This window comes from Kribbella sp. NPDC043289 (assembly GCF_056436705.1).
In genome coordinates, this window is sequence record NZ_JBWKCB010000002.1 from 341,559 (window position 1) to 363,364 (window position 21,806).

The window sequence follows — 21,806 nt, forward strand, 5'->3', positions numbered from 1 at the left end:
GGGTCGCCGATGATCAGGTTCGCGCTGAAACGGCTGGCGTCGGCGCTCTGGTTGTTCGTGGTGGTGAGCTTCGCTACGTACGCCATGGTGTTCAGCAACGGTTCCGCCATCGCACGCGCGGTACTGGGACCGGAGGCCCGCCAGGATCAAGTGGCCGCGAAGGTCGTCGAACTGCAGCTCGATCGGCCGGTGATCACGCAGTACGGGCGTTGGCTCGGAGACCTGCTGACCCGCGGCGATCTCGGCCAAAGCTTCTACACGCATGAGCCGGTGAGCCGGCTGCTCGCGTCCAGGATCCCGGTGACGTTGTCGGTGATGGTCGTCGTGATGCTGCTGACGGCGCTGCTCAGCGTGCTGGTCGGCGTGGTGGCGGCGGTACGCGGCGGCTGGGTCGATCGCGTGCTGCAGTTCCTGGGCGTGCTCGGAGCGGCGGTTCCGCAGTTCATCGTCGCGATCGGGCTGATCATCGCGTTCGCGATCAGCGTGCGCTGGTTTCCGCCGACCGGCTACACCTCGCTGAAGAACCCGGCGGGCTGGATGGCCAGCCTGGCGTTGCCCTGGACGGCGATCCTGGTCGGATCGACCGCCAGCGCCGCGCAACAGTTCCGCGGCGCAGTGGCCGACGTGTTGCGGCAGGACTTCGTGCGGACGCTGCGCACCCGCGGCATGTCCGAAAACGCGATCATTTTCCGGCACGTACTGCGGAACGCGGCCGGTCCCGGGCTGACCATCCTCGGACTGCAGATCGTCGGGATGATGGGCGGGGCGGTGATCATCGAGCAGGTGTTCGCGTTGCCCGGCGTCGGCAACCTGACGGTCGCGAACTCGCTGCGCTCCGACGTACCGGTGGTGATGGGCTGCGTGCTGTTCTCGATCGTGGTGGTGGTCGTGGTGAACTTCGTCGCCGACCTGGTGATCGCGTGGGTCAACCCGAAGGCGAGGGCCAAATGACCGCCGAGACCATCATCGAGTCCGAAGCGATCGCGGCTCCGAGCGGCCGCCGTACGTCGGTCTTCCGCGCGCTGCTGCGCGAACCCGTGGGCCTGGTCTGCAGCGCTTACTTGCTGTTGGTCGTGGTGATGGGTCTGCTGGCGCCGCTGATCGCGCCGTACGATCCGAACCTGACCCGGCCCGCGCTGACGAACGCGCCGCCGTTCGCCGGCGACTATCTGCTCGGTGGCGACGCCGCGGGTCGCGACATCTGGTCGCGATTGCTCTGGGCAACCAGCTCGACCATCATCGCCTGCCTCGTGGTGCTGGTCGTGTCTGTGCTGGTCGGCGTCACGAGCGGACTGCTGGCCGGCTTCTACGGCGGCCGCGTCGAGACCGTCGCCAACTGGCTTTCCGACACGATCATCGCGCTGCCGGGAATGATCCTGCTGATCGCGCTGTACACGTTGATCGGAACATCGACCACGATCGCGATGGCGGTGTACGGGTTGATGATCGCCCCCACCTACTACCGCCTGGTCCGGGGCGTCGTCGCGACGGTTCGCTCCGAGCTGTTCGTCGACGCCGCGTACGTCGCCGGGTTGTCGGATACCCGGATCATCTTCCGGCACGTATTGAGCGCGGTCCGTCCGCCGGTGATCATCCAGAGCTCGTTCGTGCTCGCCGCCGGCATCGGAATCCAAGCGGGGCTGGAGTTCCTCGGTCTCGGCGACCCGAAGAAGGCGTCCTGGGGCGGGATGCTGCAGTTGGCGTTCCGCAACATCTACATCAACCGGTCGGCCGCCGTCTGGCCGGCGGTCGTGATCAGCCTGACGGTGCTTGCCTTGGTGCTGTTGGGCAATGCACTCCGCGACGCGATGCAGCGCGGGACCCGCAACGCCGAGCTCAGCCGGCGAGCCCGGCGCCAACTCGAGCTGAGCGTGCCCGTCGAGGCCAACGAAACACCGCGCCCGGAACGATCCGGCGACGCCGAACTCCTGACCGTCCGCGGGCTCCGAGTCGGATATCCCGACCGCGACGGCCGCACGTCCGAGGTCGTCAAGGGTGTCGACCTGTCCGTACGGCGCGGCGAGATCCGCGGCCTGGTCGGCGAGTCCGGATCGGGCAAGTCGCAGACCATCTTCGCGATACTCGACATCCTGCCGCGGGAGGCGGTCCTGCTCGGCGGCAGCGTGACGATCGACGGTGCCGAGATCCTCCGCCGGCCGGAGCTCCGGGCGATGCGCGGCCGCCGGATCGCGTACGTGCCGCAGGAGCCGATGACCAACCTCGACCCGACGATGACCGTCGGGCAGCAGCTCACCTACGGGCTGCGCGCCGTACGGCGGATCAGCAAGCAGCAGGCCCGCGCCGAGCTGCTCGAGCTCCTCGGATCGGTCGGGATCCGCGACCCGCGACGGGTGTTCGACTCCTACCCGCACCAGATCTCCGGAGGGATGGCACAGCGTGTGTTGATCACCGGCGCGGTGGCGTCCGATCCGGATCTGATCCTGGCCGACGAGCCGACCACGGCACTCGACGTGACGGTGCAGGCCGACGTACTCGAGATCCTGCGCGGGCTGCGTGACGAGCGCGGACTAGGGATGATCCTGGTCACGCACAACCTCGGCGTGGTGGCCGACATCTGCGACACCGTCAGCGTGATGCGTTCGGGTGAGATCGTCGAGTCGGCAGACTGCGGCGCACTGTTCGCGTCACCGCAACACGAGTACACGAAAGCGTTGATCGCCGCGGCCGAGCAAGGTGATCGCCGTGGCTGACCGACTGCTCGAGATCGACAACCTGCATGTCCATTTCCCCCAGCCCGGACTGCGCCGGCAGCCGGTCCAGGTGATCAACGGTGTCTCGCTCGGCATCGGTCGTGGCGAGACGGTCAGCCTGGTCGGAGAGTCCGGATCGGGCAAGACCACCATCGGACGGGCCGTGCTCGGACTCGCTCCGGTCACCGACGGCACGATCGCCTTCGACGGCCGGACGATCAGCAACCTGCCGCGGCGCCGGCGCCGCGGGCTCGCCCGCGGGATTCAGGTGATCTTCCAGGACCCGTACTCGTCGCTGAACCCGGCGATGACCATCGAGGAGATCCTCGTCGAACCCCTGCGCGCCCAGGGCATCACGAGCGGCCGGACGAAAGTACGCGACCTGCTGGACGCCGTTCACCTGCCCAGCGACGCCGGCCTGCGGTACTCGCGGGAGTTCTCCGGTGGGCAACGGCAGCGGATCGCGATCGCCCGCGCGCTCGCTCTGGACCCGAAGCTGATCGTGTGCGACGAACCCACCAGCGCACTCGACATGACCACCCAGGACCGGGTGCTGACCTTGCTGACCGAGATCCAGCAGCGCACCGGGGTCGCGTACCTGTTCATCAGCCACGATCTGGCCGTGGTGCCCCGGATGAGCGATCGGGTCGCGGTGCTGCTGCACGGCGAGATCGTCGAGTCCGGTCCGGCCGGCAAGATCATGAACGATCCCGAGCACCCGTACACGCAGCAGTTGCGGATGGCGACGCCGGTGCCCGATCCCGAGCGCCAGCGCCGGCGCCGCAACGACCTCCGCGCGCTGCTCGCCGCGCGATCCAGCGAGTCGGCCGAGCCCGCCTGACCATCGATCCGGAAGGACCGTCACGTCCATGCCGTCACGTCACCTGCTCGATCGCTTCACCGATCCCGACCGTTCCTTCGCGCCGATCCCGCTGTGGTGGTGGAGCGGTGATCAGGTCACCGATGAGCGCATCGACTGGCAGCTCGATCAGTTCGTCGCCGGCGGTGTCCACCATCTGGTGATCATCAACCTGGCTCCGCGGGGACCATTGGTCGGCGCGTACGCCGATGATCCGGCCTGGTTCTCGCAGGCTTGGTGGGACCGCTTCGGCCACACCTGCGCCGCGGCGGACCGGCGGGGCATGAAGATCTGGTTCTACGACCAGCTCGGTTTCCCGGGAACGGGAGCCAACATTCCCGGCAGCCTGACCCGCGAGCATCCGTGGGTAGCGGGACGCAAGCTGGTCCGGACCGACCTGGCCGACCTCGATACCGACGATCTGGCCGAACTCGACGAGGACACGTTCGTCGGGGCGTACGCCGTGAACGGCCGGAGATACACGCTCGACGAACTGCCCGACGCGCAGCGCAGCGGTGCCCAGATCGACGTGATCACGAGCCAGCGGACCTCGCTCGATTACCTCAATCCCGAGGCGACGCGGCTGCTGTTCGACTATGTGCACGGCGAGTTCGAGCGGCGCGTGCCGCAGTACCTCGGCACCGTGATCTTCGGCAGTTTCCAGGACGAGCTGCCACCGGTGAACACGTGGACGCCCCGGTTCGCCGAGCGCTTCGTGGAGCTCAAGGGCTACGACCTGCTCGACGAGTTGCCAGCGCTGTTCCGGAGCGGTGACGATCGGGCCGCGAAGATCCGGACCGACTACTACGAGGTACGCACGGCACTCGCCGAGCAGGCGTTCTTCCGGCCACTGGGCGAGTGGCACGAGCGGTACGGCATGCTGCTCGGCGCCGATCAGTCACATCCGGCGCGGTCGGGCTGGCCGACGCAGTCGACCCAGCTGTACTCCGACTACTTCCGCACCCACCGCTGGTACAGCGCGCTTGGCTCGGACCACAACGGTGACGCGAAGGTCCACAGCTCGATGGCGCACCTGTACGGCCATGATCGGGTGTGGATGGAGTCGTTCCACTCCAGCGGCTGGGGTGGAACGCTGGAGGAGACCTACGACTGGCTGATCCCGTTCGTCGGGTCCGGCGCCGACCTGTACAACCCGCACGCGACCTACTTCGGCACGTTCGGTGGCTGGTTCGAGTGGGCACCACCGTCGACGGACTGGCGGCAACCGTACTGGGGCCACTATCCGCACTTCGCCGCCGCGGTCGCGCGGTTGTGCTCGGTCGCCAATTGGGGAACGTTCGTCGCCGATGTCGCGCTGCTGCACCCGGCCACGACGACCCAGGCACTGGTGCGGCTCGACACCGTCACGAACACCTCGGCCGAGGGCCTCGGACTCCTGGGCGACGAGTACCCGGAAGTGGACCGCGCCCAGGAGCTCTACGTCGGTCTGTCCGGCGAAGGGAACTGGTTCAATCCGAAGCCGGGCGCGCTCGACGGGGCCGGCGTACCGTTCGACGTGATCGACGACGCGTCGATCCAGGCAGCGACGATCGACGGCGATGCGCTGGCAGCCCGCGACCAGCGGTACCGCACGGTGGTCCTGCCAGGTGCGATCGTGCTCGAACCGGGCACCGTGACCGCGCTCGCCGATCTGCTCGATGCCGGCGGAGCGGTCATCACCGTCGGCGCCGTGCCGCGGCTCGCGAGCGGGCTCGCCACCGATGAGCGGCTGATCCGGCGACTCGTGGAGCATCCGAAGCTCATCCAGGTCGACACCGTCGCCGAGACGCTCACACTCCTCAGGGATCGGTACGACGGCCCGCGCAGCGACGTACCGCTGCTGACCAAACACTCCGGCGATCAGTACGTGACGCTGGTACCGGCGGTGTGGCCGAGCGCCACCGAACACATCGAGGGTGTGGGACTGCGAACGGTGAAGCAGTTCGACCGCAGTCGGTACGCCGACAGCCGGACGATCACTGTGCCGGGCCCGGTCGGGGACGTGGAGTTCTGGGATCCGGCAACCGGTGAGCGTCGATCGGGGACGGCTCGCCGCGCCGGCGGCTCATATGAGATCGCCGTACCGCTCGACGGCGCTCCGGCGCTGTTCGTGACCTGGCGGGCTGTCGATCAGTCGAGTGCGGTTGCCGACGAGCCTTCCACGGATCGGCAGCCAGTCGCGGTACGGGACCTCACCGAGTGGACCGGCACGCTGATACCGACGCTCGACAACCGCTGGGGCGACCTGGCGCGACCCGTCGGCGAATCGCTCGATCGGCTACAGATCTGGGCGCTGGAGTGGGCGGAGTCTCCGGCCACCTCGGAGCCAACCGTTGACGAGTGGGAGCCGACGCGCGTGACGTTCGGCCAAAGGTTGCGCACCTTCGGCCCGGCGCCGGTCGATCGACTGGCCGAGCCGCTCTGCGCCGATGGTGTCGAGGCTGTCCGGGCCGGGCGGCTGCCGCTCGCGGACGGCGAGTGGCAGCGGTACGAGTACTCGGCATCGCGAGGACGGGAACGCGAGGACGGTGAGCTGGGCAACAAGTCTTTGGTGTACGAGGAGTTCGTGCGGACACCGCAACCGGTCGATGGCGAGACGGTGCAGATTCGTGCGGTGATCGCCGACACCAGCGCGGGCGCGGCCGATCTCGTCATCGGGGCCGCGGCCACGAAACGGGTGTGGTGGAACGGGCATGAGGTGACGCCGGACGAGCAGGGGTACTACGCCATCGCGCAGGTCGACGTACGGCCTGGAGCCAACATCGTGGAGTATCGGCTCACGGCGATCTCGCGGCCGACCCGGGGCACCCCGGAGCTGGGGTCGTTCGTCGGGCTGGCCGAACCGGGTGGCTTCGACGTCCCGGCGCAGTTCGTCACGTACGGCGCGCTCGACGAGCCCGCGACCTTGACCTATCGGACCGAGTTCGCCATCGACGAAGAGTTGTCGTCGGCGCAGCTGATCGCCGGGTCCCACGCCACGATGGCGGTTCGCCTCGACGACGACGTGCTGGCCCTCCAGGCTCGGAACGAACTGTACGAGGACCAGACCGGAGACGAGCCGCGGTACTTCGCGTACGACCTCACTGAACGACTGCGTCCCGGTGACCACGTCCTCGAGCTCGAGGTCGAGGCATTTCCGGGGGCCGAGTTCGCGTACGCCGACCTCGCCCTGCGCAGCGGTGCGGGTGATCTCACGGTGATCGCGACCGATCCGTCGTGGACGGTGCGCGGCCCCGGGGGCGAGCGTCAGGCCGCCGTACTCAATCGGCATTGGCGCGAGACCGCGTCGATGCGAGCGGTACGGCGTCCGCATCCGCTTCCTGAGGCGAGCTGGATGCGTGGTGAGGCCGAGGTGGGTACCGAGTTCCGTCGGCTCGCGCTCACCGACGACGTGACGCCGGCGCCGCAGTGGTACCGGATCGGGCTGCCGGCGGGCGCTACCGCCGTGACGCTTCCGGCCGATGTCGAGCCGGAGTCGATCACCTTCGACGACGACACGGCGCAGTGGGAGCGAACAGCCGACGGCGTTGTGTTCCGCGAACCCTTGCAACGCGAAGGGTCCTTGACGGTCCGCTTGCCGGAGCGGACGTACCGGCGTGCCGGTGCCGCATGGCAGGGTCCGTTGCAGGTGACGACGACCGAGGCGCCGATCAGACTGGGGAGTTGGGGCGATATCGGGCTCGCCGCGTGGAGCGGCGGCGTCGAGTATCGTACGACGATTTCCGATCCGGAGCTCGACGGCGAAGTGGAACTCGATCTCGGGCACATCCGGGGGACGGCCGAGGTGCAGATCGACGGTGAGGTCGTGGGCACGCGGTTCTGTGGGCCGTTCCGTTTTGCCCTCGGCCGGCGCGCGGCGCCGTTCGTGCTCAGCATCCGCGTCTACAACACGCTGGGGCCGTTCCTGCATGAGTCGACACCGACGATGTGGGTGCTGTCCGGTCAGCTCGAGTCCGGCCTGATCGGACCCGTGCGGCTCGCACGGGTCAGGTGATCGGAGGGTCAACTTTCTGGGGGTTGGGGGCGTCGGACTGGCTGTAGGTGAGGGTGGTTCGATGCTTGGGGGTTGGGGTTATGTGGCGTGGGTTCAGGCTGCCGGTGGTGTTGGCGGTGGGGGCTGGGGTTGCTGTGTGGAGTCTGCACGCGGCGGTGACTGGGCCAGGGTGGAAGGCCAGTGCTGCTGAGACGACTGCGCGGCCGGTGGCGGTTGGTTCTGTTAAGCCGGGTGCTACTAAAGCGGCCAAGACCACGCCGGGCACGACGAAGCCGAGCACGACCACGCCTTCGAGTGTGCGGACGACTCAGCCTGTCCAGCAGGTTAAGGGGAAGGTTGTTTATCTGACGTTTGATGATGGGCCGGATGTTCGGTGGACGCCTGAGGTGTTGGCGGTGTTGGCGAAGCACGGGGCGCATGGGACGTTCTTCATGTTGGAGCAGAACGCAGCGGCGCATCCGGGGCTGGTGGCCGACGTACGGGCGGCGGGGAACTCGGTGGGGAATCACTCGATCTCGCATCCGCAGCTGACCAAGTTGTCGCCGGCGCAGTTGCATCGGCAGGTGGCGAACGGGATCGTGTCGAAGTGTTTCCGGCCGCCGTACGGCGCGACCAATGCGCGGGTGAAGGCGGAGATCAAGCGAGACGGGATGCAGCAGGTGTTGTGGGACGTGGACACCAACGACTGGAAGCGGCCGGGGGCGTCGACGATCGCCCAGCGGGTGCTGGCCGGCGCGCACCCGGGCGCGATCATCCTGATGCACGACGGTGGGGGAAACCGAGCACAGACGGTGGCGGCGCTGGACCAGGCGCTGACGAGTCTGGCCGCGCGCGGGTACGGGTTCGCGACGCTTTCCTGCTGACGGAAACGCCTGCTGACGGAAACGCCTGCTGATCCGGAAACGCCGGTCCGGAAAGATTCCGGATCGGGGTTGGTCAGGAATCGAGAAGCACGGGGGCGCCCGGCTTCCTAGGTTTAAGGCATGACAAATCTTCAGAGTGTGGTTCTGGAAGTTAGTGACGTTGCCGCGGCTGAGCGGTTCCTGAGCGAGGCGTTCGGGCTCGACGGACAGGTGACCGTGCGTGCGGCCAGCGCGGAAACACAGGGTTTCCGCGGTTTCACGCTGTCGCTGACGGTTGGGCAGCCGAGCACCGTGACCAGCCTGTTCGAGTCCGCGGTCGCGGCCGGCGCGACGGTGGTGAAGCCGGTGACCAAGTCGATCTGGGGGTACGGCGGAACGCTGCAGGCACCCGACGGGACGATCTGGAAGATCGCCACGTCGGCGAAGAAGGACACCGGTCCCGCGACGCGTGCGATCGATTCCGTCGTCCTGCTGCTCGGGTGTGACGACGTGGCCGCGAGCAAGAAGTTCTACCAGGAGCAGGGGCTCGAGGTGTCGAAGAGCTTCGGGCGCAAGTACGTCGAGTTCGCGGCGGCCGGCGAGGTGAAGCTCGGACTGTACGCGCGGAAGGCGCTGGCCAAGGACGCCGGCGTACCGATGGAGGGCAGCGGTTCGCACCGGATCGTGCTCCGTGCGGACGGCGGCCAGTTCGTCGACCCGGACGGATTCGCCTGGGAGGCCGGTGCCATCATCGGTTGATGGAGGCATTGCGGATCGAGGAGTTGGCAGCGGCTCATCTTGAGTCGGCGGCGTCCAGTGACAGTGGGCGGAGCGCGACGACCGTTTACGGGCGGTCGGGTGCGCGGTTGCGGCAGACGCTGATCGCGCTGGACGCGGGGCGCACGCTGGGTGAACATCAGAGTCCCGGGGACGCGTCGTTGCTGTGTCTTCGGGGAGAAGCCGTGCTCCGGGCGGGTGATGCGGAGGTCGAGTTGCGGGCAGGCGATCTGGTCGCCGTACCGCCGCAGCGACACGACGTCCACGCCCGGACCGCGGCGGTGCTGCTGCTGTCGGTTGCCCTGCACTGAGGTCGCAGTGCAGTGAGGCGCGGCGATCGCGCGTGCGGCTCTCGTATAGTGAGTGCTTGTGGGTGTGAGCCGGCGGGTCACGTTGGACGAGGTTGCCGCTCGGGCAGGGGTTTCGCGGTCCGCGGCGTCGCGGGTGATCAACAACGCGCCGCATGTCAGCCAGGCCAAGCGGGACGCCGTGCAGCGGGCGATCGCGGCGCTCGGATACGTGCCGGACGCAACGGCCCGGGAACTCGCGCGGCGGAACGGTGCCGCGCCCTCCGGAACCGAACTGGGATCGGTCGTGCTCGCGGTTTCCGCCGAGGATCCGCAGGTCTTCGCGGATCCGTTCGTGGCGGAGGTCGTGGTCGGGATCGCCTCGGCGCTGGAGGAGACCGACCTCGAGCTGGTGCTGAGGACGGCGACCTCGGTCCCCGGTCAGGAACGGTTGCGGAAACTGTTGCGGAACGGAAAGGCCGCCGGCGTGATGCTGATGTCGATGCACGGCGACGACCCGCTCGCGCGACTCGCCGAAGAGGCCGAGGTGCCGGTCGTGTTCGGCGGCCGGCCGGTGACCTTCGAACCTCGGTACTACGTGGACGCGGACAACCGCGGCGGGGCGAGGCTTGCCGTCGAGCACCTGGTGGCTGTCGGCCGGACTCGGATCGCGACGATCACCGGCCGGATGGACGAGGCCGCCGGAACCGCGCGGTACAAGGGATTTCAGGAAACTCTCGCGGTTTCCGGGCTGGAGGCGCACCGGGTGGCGCACGCCGACTTCTCCGAGGACGGTGGCCGGAAAGCGATGGCGGAACTGCTTTCCGCACACCCGGATCTGGACGCCGTGTTCGTCGCTTCGGATCAAATGGCGATCGGTGCGTTGCGAGCGCTGGCCGACGCCGGCCGATCGGTACCGGCCGATGTCGCGGTGGTCGGCTTCAACGACATCGCCACCGCCCGGCACACGAGCCCGCCGCTGACGACCGTCAGTCAGCCGATCCAGGCGCTGGGCCGGGAGATGGCCCGCATGTTGCGGGCGCTGCTCGAGGGCAAGGACCCTTCACCCCTCATCCTCCCGACCCGCCTCGTTGTCCGGGACTCCGCCAGCTCCCGCTGAGCAGGCTCAGTTTCCGTTGATCAGGTGCGTGGCCAGGTCGGGGCTGAAGGTGCCGGCCGGGATGCCCGCGCCGATGCCGCAGTCGCCGTCGGAATCGCCCGGAACCTTGAGCCAGAGCAGCATTTCCGCGCCGCCGCCGTTCTGCGCTGGAACGCCGAGTTTCCGGCCCGGCGGGTTGCACCAGTCGTTTCCGGTTCCGTTTCCGTTCCGGCTGGTGTCGACGACGAACGGCTTCGCCGCGGACAGGTGGCTCTTCACCGCGTTGCCATAGGTCACCGACTCGGCGGTGGTGTAGTAGTTCGAGACGTTCAGCGCGAAACCGTGGGCGTTCGCCAGCCCGGCACCCTGGAGGCGCTGCGCCATCACGTCGGCGGCGACCCAGCCGGAGTTGCCACCGTCAAGGTACGCCCACGCGTTCGGCGCGAGCGCCTTGAACTGCTGGACGGCGTACCCGAGCATTCCGTTGCGTTCCGCGATCTGGTCGCTGTTCATGCAGTTGAAGTCGCCCAGCGAGTCCGGCTCGATGACGACCACCGCCGGACGGTTCCCGATCCCGCGCGCGAACTCCTGGATCCAGGTCCGGTACGCCGCCCGGTGACCCGGCACCACCGCCGGAATGGCCACCGCAGGCGTCCCGGCCCGGGATGTTGTACGCGACCAGCACCGGGAGTTTGTCGGCTGTGTCGGCGGCCCCCACGAAGCCGCCGACCGCCGCCCCGATCGCGCCGCTCCAGTTGCCGAACCAGCGCGCCATCGGCTTGCTCGCGATCGAGTTCTTGATCGCGGTCGCCCGGCCGTCGCCGCCGTTGTTCCGCACCCAGGTCGCCGGGTTCGAGTTCGGGTCGACGTAAAAGCCGCTCGTCAGCTGCACCGGGTTGCCGGCCGTCGCGGTGGCTGCGCCGGCTGGGGTTGTGCCGGCCGGGGTCGAGGCGTCGGCGGTGCGGATCACGGGTGCCACCACGGCACCGATCAGCCCGGCGGCCAGCAGGCCGCGCACGATCCATCTCATCTCTGCAGCTCCTGTCTCGAGCAAACGGGGCGGACGCTCCGGGAGCGCTCTCAGAAATCACTCACCGTATCGACAACATGCCCGATAGTGTCCGATCCAGGCGTTGCCGTCAACCGCTTGCAGAGAAAGCAAAATCGAGCATTTCTCGCTTTGCCGGATATGACCGGGAGCGCTTCCAGTCAGCTCCCGGCGTACAGCGGGAACTTCGAGGCCAGCACCGCGACGCGATCCCGCAGTACGGCGCGACTCTCGGTGTCCCGCGGGCGCAGCAGGGCGGTCGCGATGATGTCTGCGACCTCGCGGAACTCCGGGTCCCCGAAGCCTCGCGCCGCCAGCGCCGGCGTACCGATGCGCAGGCCCGACGACACCATGGGCGGCCGCGGATCGAACGGTACGGCGTTCCGGTTCACCGTGACGCCGATGGAGTGCAGGAGATCCTCGGCCTGCTGTCCGTCGAGCTCGGACCGCCGCAGGTCGACCAGGACCAGGTGCACCTGCGTGCCACCGGTCAGGACCGAGATCCCGGCTGCCTGGACGTCGTCCGCGAGCAGCCGTCCGGCGATCGCCCGCGCGCCGTCGAGCGTTCGGCGCTGCCGCTCGGCGAACTCGTCCGTCGCGGCCAGTTTGAAGGCGACCGCCTTCGCCGCGACAACGTGTTCCAGTGGACCGCCCTGCTGGCCCGGAAAGACCGCGGAATTGAGTTTCTTGGCGAGGTCCGCGCGGTTCGTGAGGATCACTCCGCCGCGCGGACCACCCAGGGTCTTGTGCGTAGTCGTGGTGACGACATCCGCATGCGGTACCGGGCTCGGGTGCAGCCCGGCCGCGACCAGGCCGGCGAAGTGGGCCATGTCCACCATCAGGTACGCGCCCACCAGGTCGGCGATCCGCCGGAAACCGGCGAAATCCAGGTGCAACGGGTACGCCGACCAGCCGGCCACGATCAGCTTCGGCCGGTGCTCGACGGCGAGCCGTTCGACCTCGTCCATGTCGACCCGGAAATCGGTGTCGCGGACGTGGTAGGAAACGACGTCGTACAGCTTTCCGCTGAAGTTCAGCCGCATTCCGTGCGTGAGGTGGCCGCCGTGGGCGAGGTCGAGGCCGAGGATGGTGTCCCCGGGCTCGAGCAGCGCGGCCATGGCCGCGGCGTTCGCCTGGGCGCCCGAGTGCGGCTGGACGTTGGCGAAACCGGCGCCGAACAGACCCTTCACGCGATCGATCGCGAGCTGCTCGATGACGTCGACGTGCTCGCAACCGCCGTAGTACCGGCGGCCGGGGTAGCCCTCGGCGTACTTGTTGGTGAGGACCGACCCCTGCGCCTGCATCACGGCGATCGGCGCGAAGTTCTCGCTGGCGATGAGTTCGAGGGTGTCGCGCTGGCGGCCGAGCTCGGCCTGGATCGCGGCGTGTACCTCGGGATCGGCGTCCGCGAGGTGCTGGTCCAGCAGGCTCATGTCAGGCACCGCCCGTCAGCGCTTCGTAGGCGGTCGCGTCGAGGAGGTCCGGCGTCCCCGAGACCTTCAGGCGGAAGAGCCAGCCGGCCTGGAACGGGTCGGTGTTCAGGACGGACGGGTCGGCGATCACCTCGTGGTTGATCTCGACGACCTCGCCGTCGGCCGGGGCGTTCAGATCGCTCACCGACTTCGTGGACTCGATCTCGCCGCAGGGCGCGCCGGCCCGGACAGTGGCGCCGACGATCGGCAGGTCGACGTACACGACGTCGCCGAGCGCGTCGGCGGCGAACGCGGTGATGCCGACGGTCGCGGTGTCGCCGTCGAGCGTCAGCCATTCGTGGTCGGCGGTGTACTTCAGGTCGGTCGGGACAGGCATGGTGGCTCCTGGGGTCAGCGGCGGTAGAACGGCAGGGTGACGACCTCGACCGGCTCGTGCCGGCCGCGGATGTCGACGAGCAACGGGGTTCCGGGCTGCTCCAGACCGGGGCGGACGTAGGCCATCGCGATCGGGCGGCGCAGGGTCGGCGACGGCGCGCCGCTGGTGATCGTGCCGACGGGTTCACCGCTTGGATCGAGTACGGCGTACCCGGCTCGTGGTGAGCGGCGCGAGTCGGACACCAGGCCGACCAGGATCTGCGTGGAGCCGTCGTCGCGGCGCTGGGCGAGTGCGTCCCGGCCGACGAAACCGTTTTCTTTGCCGAAGGCGACGATCCGGCCGAGTCCGGCCTCGAACGGCGTGGTCGCGGTGCTCAGCTCCTGGCCGTACAGCGGCATCCCCGCTTCGAGCCGGAGCGTGTCCCGGCACGCGAGTCCGGCCGGTCGCGGCCCGCTGGGTACGGCGCTGATCGTGGTCCAGACCCGCTGCGCGTCCGTCGGGCGGCAGTAGATCTCGAAGCCGTCCTCGCCGGTGTACCCGGTGCGGGCGAGCAACACGTTGCGCCCGGCAACGGTGCCGGCGGTGATGGCGTAGTACTTCAGTTGCTGGACCGGGAGTTCCGTGAGCGTTCCGACAACGTTTTCCGAATCCGGACCCTGGACCGCGAGCAGCGCCCAGTCGTCGGACGTGTTCCGTAACTGGCAGTCGTACGACTTGGTGCGTTCCTGGAGCGCCGCGTGGACAGCCGGGACGTTGCCGGCGTTCGCGACGACCAGGAAGTGTTCGTCGGCGAGGCGGTAGACGACGAGGTCGTCGACGATGCCGCCGGACTCGGTGCAGAGCATCGAGTAGCGGGCGCGGCCGACGGCGATCTTCGAAGGGTGCCCGACGAGCGCGTAGTCGAGCGCATGGCCGGCCTGTGGACCGGTCAGTTCGAGCTCGCCCATGTGGCTGAGGTCGAACAAGCCGGACGTGGTGCGGACGGCGTGGTGCTCGGCGACGTCGGAGGTGTAGCGGACCGGCATGGACCAGCCCGCGAAGTCGGTGAAACTCGCGCCGAGCTCTTGGTGCACGGCGTACAGCGGCGTGTGTCGGGACACGATGAGGAGGCTCCCTGGCTTCCGGCGCCACGCAGTGGCACCACCGGTTGGGTGACCTCCCCGCTCTGTCATCGGTACCTGAGAGCTTCACCGCAGAGTGTGCGGCTTGCACCGTGGGTGCAGGACACGACGGTCCTGACTTTCCAGAGGTTGCCTCATCCGGAGCGGTGACTGGGCCTGAGAGTTTCTGGGGAGAGTTGCTCCTCCGGCGCCCCTGCCTTGGTCGGGCAGGGAACTCTTCCGCCCCGGTTCGAACGGCACGATGTGCAATTGTGCGACCGACCGTATGCCGGACCGCCACCCGAGGTCAAACGATCGCGAAACCCGTTCCGGAACGCGCCGGAAACGCTCGAGGAGGGTGTTTCCTGCGCGACACGCGTGGCGTTGACCCGGTGTTCTGAAACGTGTCAATCTTGGGTTCCGAAGCAGCGCCGTTGATGTCGCCACCACAGCGGTATCACGCATTGAAACGTGAGGATCGTCGGATGACGCGGATCGCTTTCCTGCACACCGGGGCCGTGGTGATCCCGACGTTCGCGACGCTGGCCGCGGAGCACCTGCCGGGCGTCGAGGTGCAGAACCTGCTCGACGACAAGATCGTCGCCGACCTCGGACGCGGTGCCGCGGCGGAGCAGGTCGCCCAGCGGCTGGCCGACCTCGGTGACGCGGCCGTCGCGGCCGGCGCGGAGGCCGTGCTCTTCACCTGCTCGTCGATCTCGCAGTACGCCGCTCCGCTCGCCGACCGCATCGGCGTACCGGTGTACCGCGTCGACGAGGCGATGGCGGACGAGGCGGTGCGTGCCGGAAAGCGTGTGACGGTGATCGCGACGCTGCCGACCACCGTCCAGCCGACGGCCGCGCTGCTGCGTGAGCGTGCGCAGCTCCTGGATCAGGACGTCGAGATCACTGAAGTTGTTGTGCCCGGCGCGTTCGAGGCTGCCGTTGCTGGAGATCGTGCCCGTCACGATGCGCTGGTTGCTGCTGCCATCCAGGCGGCCGATGGCGACGTGGTGGTGCTGGCGCAGGCATCCATGGCATCGGCGGCCGAAGGGCTGGACCTCTCCGTCCCGGTCCTCACCAGCCCCGACCGAGGGGTACGCCGGCTCGCGGAAACACTTGCGCACTGACCGGAAACGGTCCCGCGCTAGGAGAACGACGCTGTTAGCGGCGGCGGCTGACGAGGCGTTCGAGGGCTCCGTAGGCGCCTAGGCCGAGGAGGCCGACGGCCAGCAGGAAGAGCACCACCGCGACGGTGATGTTCGTCGGGCGCACCAGAAGGCCGGCGACGAACAGGATCAGCCCGGTGACGGCGAAGGACACGGCCAGGCGGCGGCTCATCGGCTCGAACATCACGAGGGCGATGGTAGCGGGCCGCCCGGTCACCTCTTGACGACCACGCGGACCCTGCGGCATGGTTTACAGCGCTGTATTACAGCGCTGTAAAACCCGAGCAGAGAGTAGGTCGATGCGTCCCGACATCGTCATCGTGATGACCGATCAGCAGCGCGTGGGGCTGACCCGGCGGAGTGGGTATCCGGTGGACACCATGCCCTTCGTCGACGGGCTGGCGGACCGCGGAACGGATTTCCGGAACGCGTACACGGCCGCCCCGGCGTGCGTTCCGGCGCGGACGAGTCTGCTCACCGGACGGTTTCCGAGCGCCCACCAGGTCCGCCAGAACAGCAACGCGCAGTACGCCGCCTTCCAGCAGGACCTGCTCGACGTACTGCGGGGCGCGGACTACCAGCTGCACTTCGCCGGAAAGCCGCACATGCACCGCGGTGACGGGGACTTCGACACCTACGCCGGCCCCTATTTCCACACCCAGGGCCCCGAGCGCAGCGCGGACGAGAAAGCGTTCGACGAGTGGCTCGCGCAGCTCGATCACGGTGTTTCCGACGAGCCGACGCCGTACGACGTGACCTGCCAGCTCCCGTACCGGATCACGTCCGACGCGCTGAAGGCGATCGACGACGCCGACCCGGATCAGCCCGGTCTGTTCTGGGTCTCGTATCCCGAGCCGCACAACCCGTACCAGGTCCCGCAGCCGTACTTCGACCTCGTCGCACCGGAAGACGTTCCGCAACGATCGACCGGTCCCGAAGCGGCCGAGCAAAAAGGCGGAACGTACGCCTGGTTGCGGAAACTCCAGGAGGAAAAACGGCCGGGGTACGACGACAACTGGCGCCGCTACACCGCCAACTATCTCGGGATGTTGCGGCTCCTCGACGACCAGATTCGCCGCCTGCACGACGGTCTCGCGCAGCGGCAACGACCGCGCCTGACGATCGTGCTGGCCGACCACGGTGACTACGTCGGCGAGTACGGCCTGCAACGCAAGGGCGCCGGCCTGTCCGAGTTCCTGATGCGGATCCCGTTCGTCCTCGCCGGCGACGGCGTCGCCGTGCAGCAGCGCGACGAACCGGTCTCGATCGTCGACGTACTCCCGACCGTCTGTGAAGCCGTCGGCGCACCCATCCCCGATGGCGTCCAGGGCCGCAGCCTGCTCCCGCTCGCCCAGGGGGAACCAGCACCCGAGGAGGAGTTCGCCAGCGTCATCGCCGAGCAAGGTTTCGGCGGTCGCGCGTACGACGTGACGGCGCGGCCACCGCTGCACTTCGCGTACGAGGGCCGGACGTTCGACGAACTCAACACGGTCACCCAGTCCGGCGCCGCGCGGATGCTGCGGAGCGGCCGCTGGAAGCTCATCGTGCACGCGGATCTCGCCGGCGAGCTGTACGACCTGGAGAACGACCCGGTCGAGCTCGACAACCTCTTCGACGACGAGCGTCACCTGGCCGTCCGGGCCCGGCTGCTGCACCAGCTCACCCGCTGGCAGGCCCGGCTCACCGACGACCTCCCGAACGGCAACTACGTCCCGCTCCGCCTGGCCCACAACTGGCGCTGGACGGCCACCCAAGGAGAACCCCGATGACCCCCACCTTCAGCCGCCGCACCCTGCTCGGGCTCGGCGCCGCCGCCACCGCCGCGACGATGATCCCCGGCTGCTCCTCCGGAAAGTCCGGTCCGATGCGAGTTTCCTGGTACGGCCCGGACCCGGTGACCAAGGCCATCAACACGGCCCTCGCCGCGTGGAAGTCGAACGGCGGCGCGGAGTACACCGCGGAAAGTGCCCCGTTCGACGACTACTGGGACAAGCTCGCCACGCAGACGTCCGGAAACAACGCCCCCGACGTACTCCGGATGTCGATGAGCTACTTCAGTGACTATGCCGGCCGGAGTGCGTTGAAGGACCTCGGTTCGCTGGGGATCGACACGTCGGGTCTCGACAAAGACGTGGCGGACAGCGGTGTCGTCGACGGCAAGAGCTATGGCATCGGGCAGAGCTCGATCAGCTACTCGATGTACGTCGACGAAGGCGCGATCAAGAAAGCCGGCGGAACGATTCCGGCACAGGGCTGGACGTGGGACGCGTTCGCCGAGTTCGCCCGCGACTACACCGGCTCGGTCCAGGGCTCGTACGGGTCCACGGACCAGGCCGGAAACTTCCAGCTGTTCGAGGTGTTCGCCCGCCAGCACGGAACAGAAATGTTTTCCGACGACGGCGGAAAACTGCTGACCACCAAGGATACCGTCGAGGCGTGGTTCCGGTACTGGGACGACCTGCGGAAGGCCAAGGCCGCTCCGCCGCAGAACGTCAGTGCCGAGACGACCGCGATCGAGAAGTCGCTGATTGCCAAGGGCAAGTCGCCGGTGCAGTTCGGCTGGGTCCAGCAGGTCACCTTCTACCAGCCGCTGGTGAAGAGCCCGCTCACGATCCTCCCGGTCCCGCAGGTGACGGCGGGCGACCTGAAGGGCCAGTTCGTCAAGGGCCTCGACCTGTGGTGCGTGTCGTCGGCGAGCAAGCACCCCGAGGACGCCGCGAAACTGATCGGGTTCCTGCTGAACGACGAGAAGGCGATCAAGGCGATCGGGATCCTGCTCGGCGTACCGCCGTCGAAGAAAGCGCGTGACCTGGTTTCCGCGGACGCGGGCTCGGCGGGCGCGCGGGCGATCAAGTACGTCGAGAGCCTGGCCGGGAAGGTCGGTCCGTCGCCGAAGCCGTGGCCGAAGGGGTACGGCGAGCTGCTCACCGGGTTCGGCCGGATCGCCGAGAACATCGGTTTCGGAAAGGCCACGCCCGCGGCCGGCGCGCAGCAGTTCGTCGACCTGGCCGGGAAGACCCTCGGTCAGTGATCGCTAACCTCCGCCGGAGCGTCCCGGCGTACCTGTTCCTGCTGCCCTGGTTGATCGGGATCATTGGACTGACCATCGGTCCGATGCTGCTGTCGCTGTACTACTCGTTCACCGACTACGCGCTGCTCAACACCCCCGAGTGGAAGGGTCTGCAGAACTACACGGCGCTCTTCCAGGACCCACGGTACCTGCAGTCGCTGAAGGTCACGTTCATCTACGTCGGCGTCTCGGTCCCGCTCGAGATGGCGTTCGCGCTCGCGGTCGCCGTACTCCTCAACCGGGGGCTCAAGGGTCTGGCCGTCTACCGGGCGCTGTACTACGTGCCGAGCCTGCTCGGTGGCAGTGTCGCGATCGCCCTGCTCTGGCAGCAGATCTTCGGCAGCGACGGTCTGCTCAACCAGGTCCTCGGCCTCTTCGGAATCCAGGGCCACGGCTGGATCTCCGAACCGGGTACGGCGTTGTGGACGCTGATCGTGCTCCGGGTCTGGCAGTTCGGTGCGCCGATGGTGATCTTCCTGGCCGGACTGCGGCAGATTCCGGACGAAGTACTCGAAGCCGCCGAGGTGGACGGTGCGGGCCGATGGCAACGGTTCTGGCGGGTGACGCTCCCACTGCTGTCGCCGGTGGTGTTCTTCAACCTGGTACTGCAGATCATCGGCGCGTTCCAGGCGTTCACCCCGGCGTTCGTGATCAGCGGCGGAAAGGGCGGTCCGTCCGACTCCACGCTGTTCTACACCCTGTACCTCTACCAGCAGGCGTTCGGAAACTTCCGGATGGGGTACGCCGCCGCGATGGCCTGGGTGCTGCTCCTCATCATCGCGGTCTTCACCGGACTGAACTTCGTCCTCGGCCGCACCTGGGTGTTCTACGGAGACGAAGGGGCCAGCCGATGAAACGCGTCCTGGCACACATCGGACTGAGCCTCGGGGCACTGGTGATGCTCTACCCGCTGCTCTGGATGATCACCGCCTCGCTGCGTCCGAACACCGAGATCTTCTCGCATCCCGGCCTGATCCCGGAGCGTCCGACGCTCGGGAACTACGCGCTCGGCTGGTCCTCCACCGGGACCAACTTCGGCGTCTACATCATGAACTCGCTGATCATCTGCGCGGCGGTGGTGATCGGCAACGTGCTGACCTGCTCGCTGACCGCCTACGCGTTCGCGCGGATGCGGTTCGTCGGGCGGAAACCGTTGTTCGGATTGATGCTCGCGACGCTGATGCTGCCCGCGCACGTGACGCTGATCGCGCAGTACTCGATTTTCCGGAACCTGCACTGGATCGACACGTTCTGGCCGATGATCGTTCCGAGTTTCCTCGCCACCGACGCGTTCTTCGTGTTCCTGATGGTGCAGTTCATCCGGTCGATCCCGGTCGAGCTGGACGACGCGGCCCGGATCGACGGCTGCGGGCACTGGGGCATCTACCGGCGGATCATCCTGCCGCTGTTGTCGCCGGCGCTGGTGACGACCGCGATCTTCTCGTTCATCTGGACCTGGAACAACTTCTTCAGCCAGCTGATCTACCTGTCGACCAGGACCAAGCTGACGGTCCCGGTCGCGCTGCGCGGATTCCTGGACACGACCGGCAGTTCGGAGTGGGGCGCGCTGTTCGCGATGAGCGTGGTAACGCTGGTTCCGGTGGTCGTGGTGTTCGTGATCTTCCAGCGCCGGATCCTGGCCGGAATGGCTCACACCGGCCTCAAATGAAGCTGTTCTTTTGGCCGGGCCTTCGGCGCCGGCGGGGTCATGGGGCTGGAACTCCCGGCCTTCCCTCGTCGCTCCAGTCGCTGTGCTCGATGCCGCGCTGGCGCGCGGCAGGTCGCGGGGTCTGGTTCCCGGTCTTCCCTCGTCGCTCCAGTCGCTGCGCTCCCTGCGCTCCTCAGTCCAGACCGGGGACCCCGCGACCGCGCTCCCTGCGCTCCTCAGTCCAGGCCGGGAGGCCCCATGACCTAGCTGCTCGCGCTCTTCGGCCCATGACATGCTTACGCCCATGAGGCCTCGCTTGACCGATGTCGCGGAGGCGGCCGGGGTGTCGATGAAGACGGTGTCGAACGTCGTCAACGGGGCCGAGCACGTCCGCGAGGAGACCCGGCAGCGGGTGCTGGCCGCGATCGACAAGCTCGGCTACCGGCCGAACATCGCGGCCCGCAACCTGGCGCAGGGCCGCAGCGGTGTGATCGCGCTCGCCGTACCGCAGCTCGATCGGCCGTACTTCGCCTCGCTCGCGGCGCGGATGCTCGACGCGGCCGAGGCGTACGGGTGGATCGTGCAGTTCCACCAGACCGGCGGCCGCCGCGAGACCGAGCTGGCGCTGCTCACCGAGCGGCACCCGGCGCGGCTGGACGGAATCGTGATGAGTCCGCTCGGCCTGACCGCCGAGGACGTCTCGGGTCGCGATCCAGCGTTGCCGCTGGTGATGCTCGGTGAGAAGGCCGCGGCGCAGTTCGACGCCGATCACGTCGGGATCGACAACCGTGAGGCCGGTCGGGTCGCGACCGAGCACCTGCTGGCACTCGGCAGGCGGCAGGTGATGGCGCTGGCGCCCGGCCCCGGCATGGAGGACGAGCGGATCAACGGGTACCGCGACGCGATCGCCGACGCCGGGCTCCCGGTCGACGAGGACGTCGTACTGCCGACCGGCGGGCTCCGCGGTCAGGACGCGGAGCGCACGCTCGGCGAGTGGCTGGACTCGGGAAACCCCGCCCCGGACGCGATCTTCGCGGCCACCGACTGGCTGGCGATGGGTGCGATCCGGGCCTTGGTACTGCGTGGTTTGCGCGTACCGCAGGATGTCGCAGTGGTCGGTTTCGACGACATCCCGTACGACCTCGCCACGCTGCCGACTCTGACCACGGTCGCGCCGGACCGGGTCGCGATCGCCCGGCTGGCTCTGCAGGCGCTGCGCGACCAGCAACCGGGTGCGGAGCCGGTCCGTCTCCAGGCCCCGTTCAGCCTGGTCGTCCGCGAAAGCACAACCGGGATCAGCTAACTGCAACGAATGATGCCGGTGGCTCGCGCCACCGGCATCATGCAGATCGGGATTTATCCTTGCGTACCGCAACGAACGCCCCCCAGCGTTCGA

At 68.1% G+C, this 21,806-nt stretch carries 19 protein-coding genes, 1 pseudogene and 2 riboswitches; of the genes and pseudogenes, 14 read left to right on the forward strand and 6 right to left on the reverse strand.

The features are described from left to right. Window positions 1-9: 9 nt before the first annotated feature. From AC0662_RS13480 to AC0662_RS13515, 8 genes are all read left to right on the forward strand, one after another. On the forward strand, window positions 10-951 hold the full coding sequence (locus AC0662_RS13480) for an ABC transporter permease (RefSeq protein WP_452204253.1): 942 nt from the start codon (window positions 10-12) through the stop codon (window positions 949-951). Further along, complete coding sequence (locus AC0662_RS13485; RefSeq protein WP_452204254.1) at window positions 948-2,711, forward strand: dipeptide/oligopeptide/nickel ABC transporter permease/ATP-binding protein; 1,764 nt, start codon at window positions 948-950, stop codon at window positions 2,709-2,711. The genes AC0662_RS13480 and AC0662_RS13485 overlap by 4 nt, the downstream gene beginning before the upstream one ends. Then, window positions 2,704-3,552 carry an ATP-binding cassette domain-containing protein gene (locus AC0662_RS13490; RefSeq protein ID WP_478300638.1) on the forward strand — a complete coding sequence of 283 codons (849 nt, stop codon included), beginning with the start codon at window positions 2,704-2,706 and terminating at the stop codon, window positions 3,550-3,552. Before AC0662_RS13485 ends, AC0662_RS13490 begins: the two co-directional genes overlap by 8 nt. A 28-nt stretch (window positions 3,553-3,580) precedes the next feature. After that, entirely contained in the window at window positions 3,581-7,564 is a 3,984-nt protein-coding gene (locus AC0662_RS13495) for a glycosyl hydrolase family 2 protein (RefSeq protein WP_478300640.1), read from the forward strand. A gap of 80 nt (window positions 7,565-7,644) precedes the next feature. Beyond that, window positions 7,645-8,427, forward strand: a complete 783-nt coding sequence (locus tag AC0662_RS13500) for a polysaccharide deacetylase family protein (protein ID WP_452204257.1) — start codon at window positions 7,645-7,647, stop codon at window positions 8,425-8,427. Between the two features lie 120 nt (window positions 8,428-8,547). Then, window positions 8,548-9,165: a VOC family protein gene (locus AC0662_RS13505; RefSeq protein ID WP_452204258.1), complete on the forward strand. Its 618-nt coding sequence runs from the start codon at window positions 8,548-8,550 to the stop codon at window positions 9,163-9,165. Further along, window positions 9,165-9,494 (forward strand): cupin domain-containing protein, encoded by a 330-nt coding sequence (locus tag AC0662_RS13510; protein WP_452204259.1) that lies wholly within the window; start codon window positions 9,165-9,167, stop codon window positions 9,492-9,494. The genes AC0662_RS13505 and AC0662_RS13510 overlap by 1 nt, the downstream gene beginning before the upstream one ends. 58 nt (window positions 9,495-9,552) lie before the next feature. Next, window positions 9,553-10,590, forward strand: coding sequence for a LacI family DNA-binding transcriptional regulator (locus AC0662_RS13515; protein ID WP_478300643.1), 1,038 nt, complete (start codon window positions 9,553-9,555; stop codon window positions 10,588-10,590). Window positions 10,591-10,596: 6 nt separating this feature from the next. Here the strand turns inward: AC0662_RS13515 and AC0662_RS13520 are convergent, their stop codons facing one another. The 5 genes and pseudogenes from AC0662_RS13520 to gcvT form a co-directional block, all read right to left on the reverse strand. Continuing rightward, window positions 10,597-11,214 (reverse strand): glycoside hydrolase family 6 protein, encoded by a 618-nt coding sequence (locus tag AC0662_RS13520; protein WP_452204261.1) that lies wholly within the window; start codon window positions 11,212-11,214, stop codon window positions 10,597-10,599. 31 nt (window positions 11,215-11,245) lie between these two features. Continuing rightward, window positions 11,246-11,599 (reverse strand): annotated as a pseudogene (locus tag AC0662_RS13525) (hypothetical protein); the annotation flags it as partial. A gap of 179 nt (window positions 11,600-11,778) precedes the next feature. Continuing rightward, window positions 11,779-13,050: a serine hydroxymethyltransferase gene (gene glyA / locus AC0662_RS13530; RefSeq protein WP_452204262.1), complete on the reverse strand. Its 1,272-nt coding sequence runs from the start codon at window positions 13,048-13,050 to the stop codon at window positions 11,779-11,781. Window position 13,051: 1 nt separating this feature from the next. Further along, window positions 13,052-13,426, reverse strand: a complete 375-nt coding sequence (gene gcvH / locus AC0662_RS13535) for a glycine cleavage system protein GcvH (RefSeq protein ID WP_452204263.1) — start codon at window positions 13,424-13,426, stop codon at window positions 13,052-13,054. Window positions 13,427-13,440: 14 nt separating this feature from the next. Continuing rightward, the gene (gene gcvT / locus AC0662_RS13540) at window positions 13,441-14,529 is read right to left on the reverse strand and encodes a glycine cleavage system aminomethyltransferase GcvT (protein WP_452204270.1); all 1,089 of its coding nucleotides are present in this window, start codon (window positions 14,527-14,529) and stop codon (window positions 13,441-13,443) included. A 52-nt stretch (window positions 14,530-14,581) separates the two neighbouring features. Beyond that, window positions 14,582-14,681: riboswitch (glycine riboswitch) on the reverse strand. Then, window positions 14,682-14,779: riboswitch (glycine riboswitch) on the reverse strand. A gap of 232 nt (window positions 14,780-15,011) precedes the next feature. Between gcvT and AC0662_RS13545 the strand changes: the two genes are divergently transcribed. Further along, a complete protein-coding gene (locus AC0662_RS13545) occupies window positions 15,012-15,653 on the forward strand; it encodes an aspartate/glutamate racemase family protein (protein ID WP_452204264.1) in 642 nt (213 codons plus the stop codon). A 34-nt stretch (window positions 15,654-15,687) separates the two neighbouring features. Here the strand turns inward: AC0662_RS13545 and AC0662_RS13550 are convergent, their stop codons facing one another. Next, window positions 15,688-15,879, reverse strand: a complete 192-nt coding sequence (locus tag AC0662_RS13550) for a hypothetical protein (protein WP_452204265.1) — start codon at window positions 15,877-15,879, stop codon at window positions 15,688-15,690. A gap of 112 nt (window positions 15,880-15,991) precedes the next feature. Here AC0662_RS13550 and AC0662_RS13555 point away from each other — a divergent pair, with 112 nt between their 5' ends. From AC0662_RS13555 to AC0662_RS13575, 5 genes are all read left to right on the forward strand, one after another. Further along, window positions 15,992-17,461 carry a sulfatase-like hydrolase/transferase gene (locus tag AC0662_RS13555; protein WP_452204266.1) on the forward strand — a complete coding sequence of 490 codons (1,470 nt, stop codon included), beginning with the start codon at window positions 15,992-15,994 and terminating at the stop codon, window positions 17,459-17,461. Further along, window positions 17,458-18,723, forward strand: coding sequence for an extracellular solute-binding protein (locus tag AC0662_RS13560; protein ID WP_452204267.1), 1,266 nt, complete (start codon window positions 17,458-17,460; stop codon window positions 18,721-18,723). The genes AC0662_RS13555 and AC0662_RS13560 overlap by 4 nt, the downstream gene beginning before the upstream one ends. Then, on the forward strand, window positions 18,720-19,616 hold the full coding sequence (locus AC0662_RS13565; protein WP_452204268.1) for a carbohydrate ABC transporter permease: 897 nt from the start codon (window positions 18,720-18,722) through the stop codon (window positions 19,614-19,616). The genes AC0662_RS13560 and AC0662_RS13565 overlap by 4 nt, the downstream gene beginning before the upstream one ends. Then, window positions 19,613-20,431 carry a carbohydrate ABC transporter permease gene (locus AC0662_RS13570; RefSeq protein WP_452204269.1) on the forward strand — a complete coding sequence of 273 codons (819 nt, stop codon included), beginning with the start codon at window positions 19,613-19,615 and terminating at the stop codon, window positions 20,429-20,431. Before AC0662_RS13565 ends, AC0662_RS13570 begins: the two co-directional genes overlap by 4 nt. Window positions 20,432-20,714: 283 nt before the next feature. Next, entirely contained in the window at window positions 20,715-21,713 is a 999-nt protein-coding gene (locus tag AC0662_RS13575) for a LacI family DNA-binding transcriptional regulator (RefSeq protein WP_452199054.1), read from the forward strand. Window positions 21,714-21,806: the final 93 nt, after the last annotated feature.

Coding starts and splice junctions, on each gene's coding strand:
- AC0662_RS13480 (WP_452204253.1), top strand. CDS start 10: ATGATCAGGTTCGCGCTGAAACGGCTGGCGTCGGCGCTCTGGTTGTTC.
- AC0662_RS13485 (WP_452204254.1), top strand. CDS start 948: ATGACCGCCGAGACCATCATCGAGTCCGAAGCGATCGCGGCTCCGAGC.
- AC0662_RS13495 (WP_478300640.1), top strand. CDS start 3,581: ATGCCGTCACGTCACCTGCTCGATCGCTTCACCGATCCCGACCGTTCC.
- AC0662_RS13500 (WP_452204257.1), top strand. CDS start 7,645: ATGTGGCGTGGGTTCAGGCTGCCGGTGGTGTTGGCGGTGGGGGCTGGG.
- AC0662_RS13505 (WP_452204258.1), top strand. CDS start 8,548: ATGACAAATCTTCAGAGTGTGGTTCTGGAAGTTAGTGACGTTGCCGCG.
- AC0662_RS13510 (WP_452204259.1), top strand. CDS start 9,165: ATGGAGGCATTGCGGATCGAGGAGTTGGCAGCGGCTCATCTTGAGTCG.
- glyA (WP_452204262.1), bottom strand. CDS start 13,050: ATGAGCCTGCTGGACCAGCACCTCGCGGACGCCGATCCCGAGGTACAC.
- gcvH (WP_452204263.1), bottom strand. CDS start 13,426: ATGCCTGTCCCGACCGACCTGAAGTACACCGCCGACCACGAATGGCTG.
- AC0662_RS13545 (WP_452204264.1), top strand. CDS start 15,012: ATGACGCGGATCGCTTTCCTGCACACCGGGGCCGTGGTGATCCCGACG.
- AC0662_RS13555 (WP_452204266.1), top strand. CDS start 15,992: ATGCGTCCCGACATCGTCATCGTGATGACCGATCAGCAGCGCGTGGGG.
- AC0662_RS13560 (WP_452204267.1), top strand. CDS start 17,458: ATGACCCCCACCTTCAGCCGCCGCACCCTGCTCGGGCTCGGCGCCGCC.
- AC0662_RS13570 (WP_452204269.1), top strand. CDS start 19,613: ATGAAACGCGTCCTGGCACACATCGGACTGAGCCTCGGGGCACTGGTG.
- AC0662_RS13575 (WP_452199054.1), top strand. CDS start 20,715: ATGAGGCCTCGCTTGACCGATGTCGCGGAGGCGGCCGGGGTGTCGATG.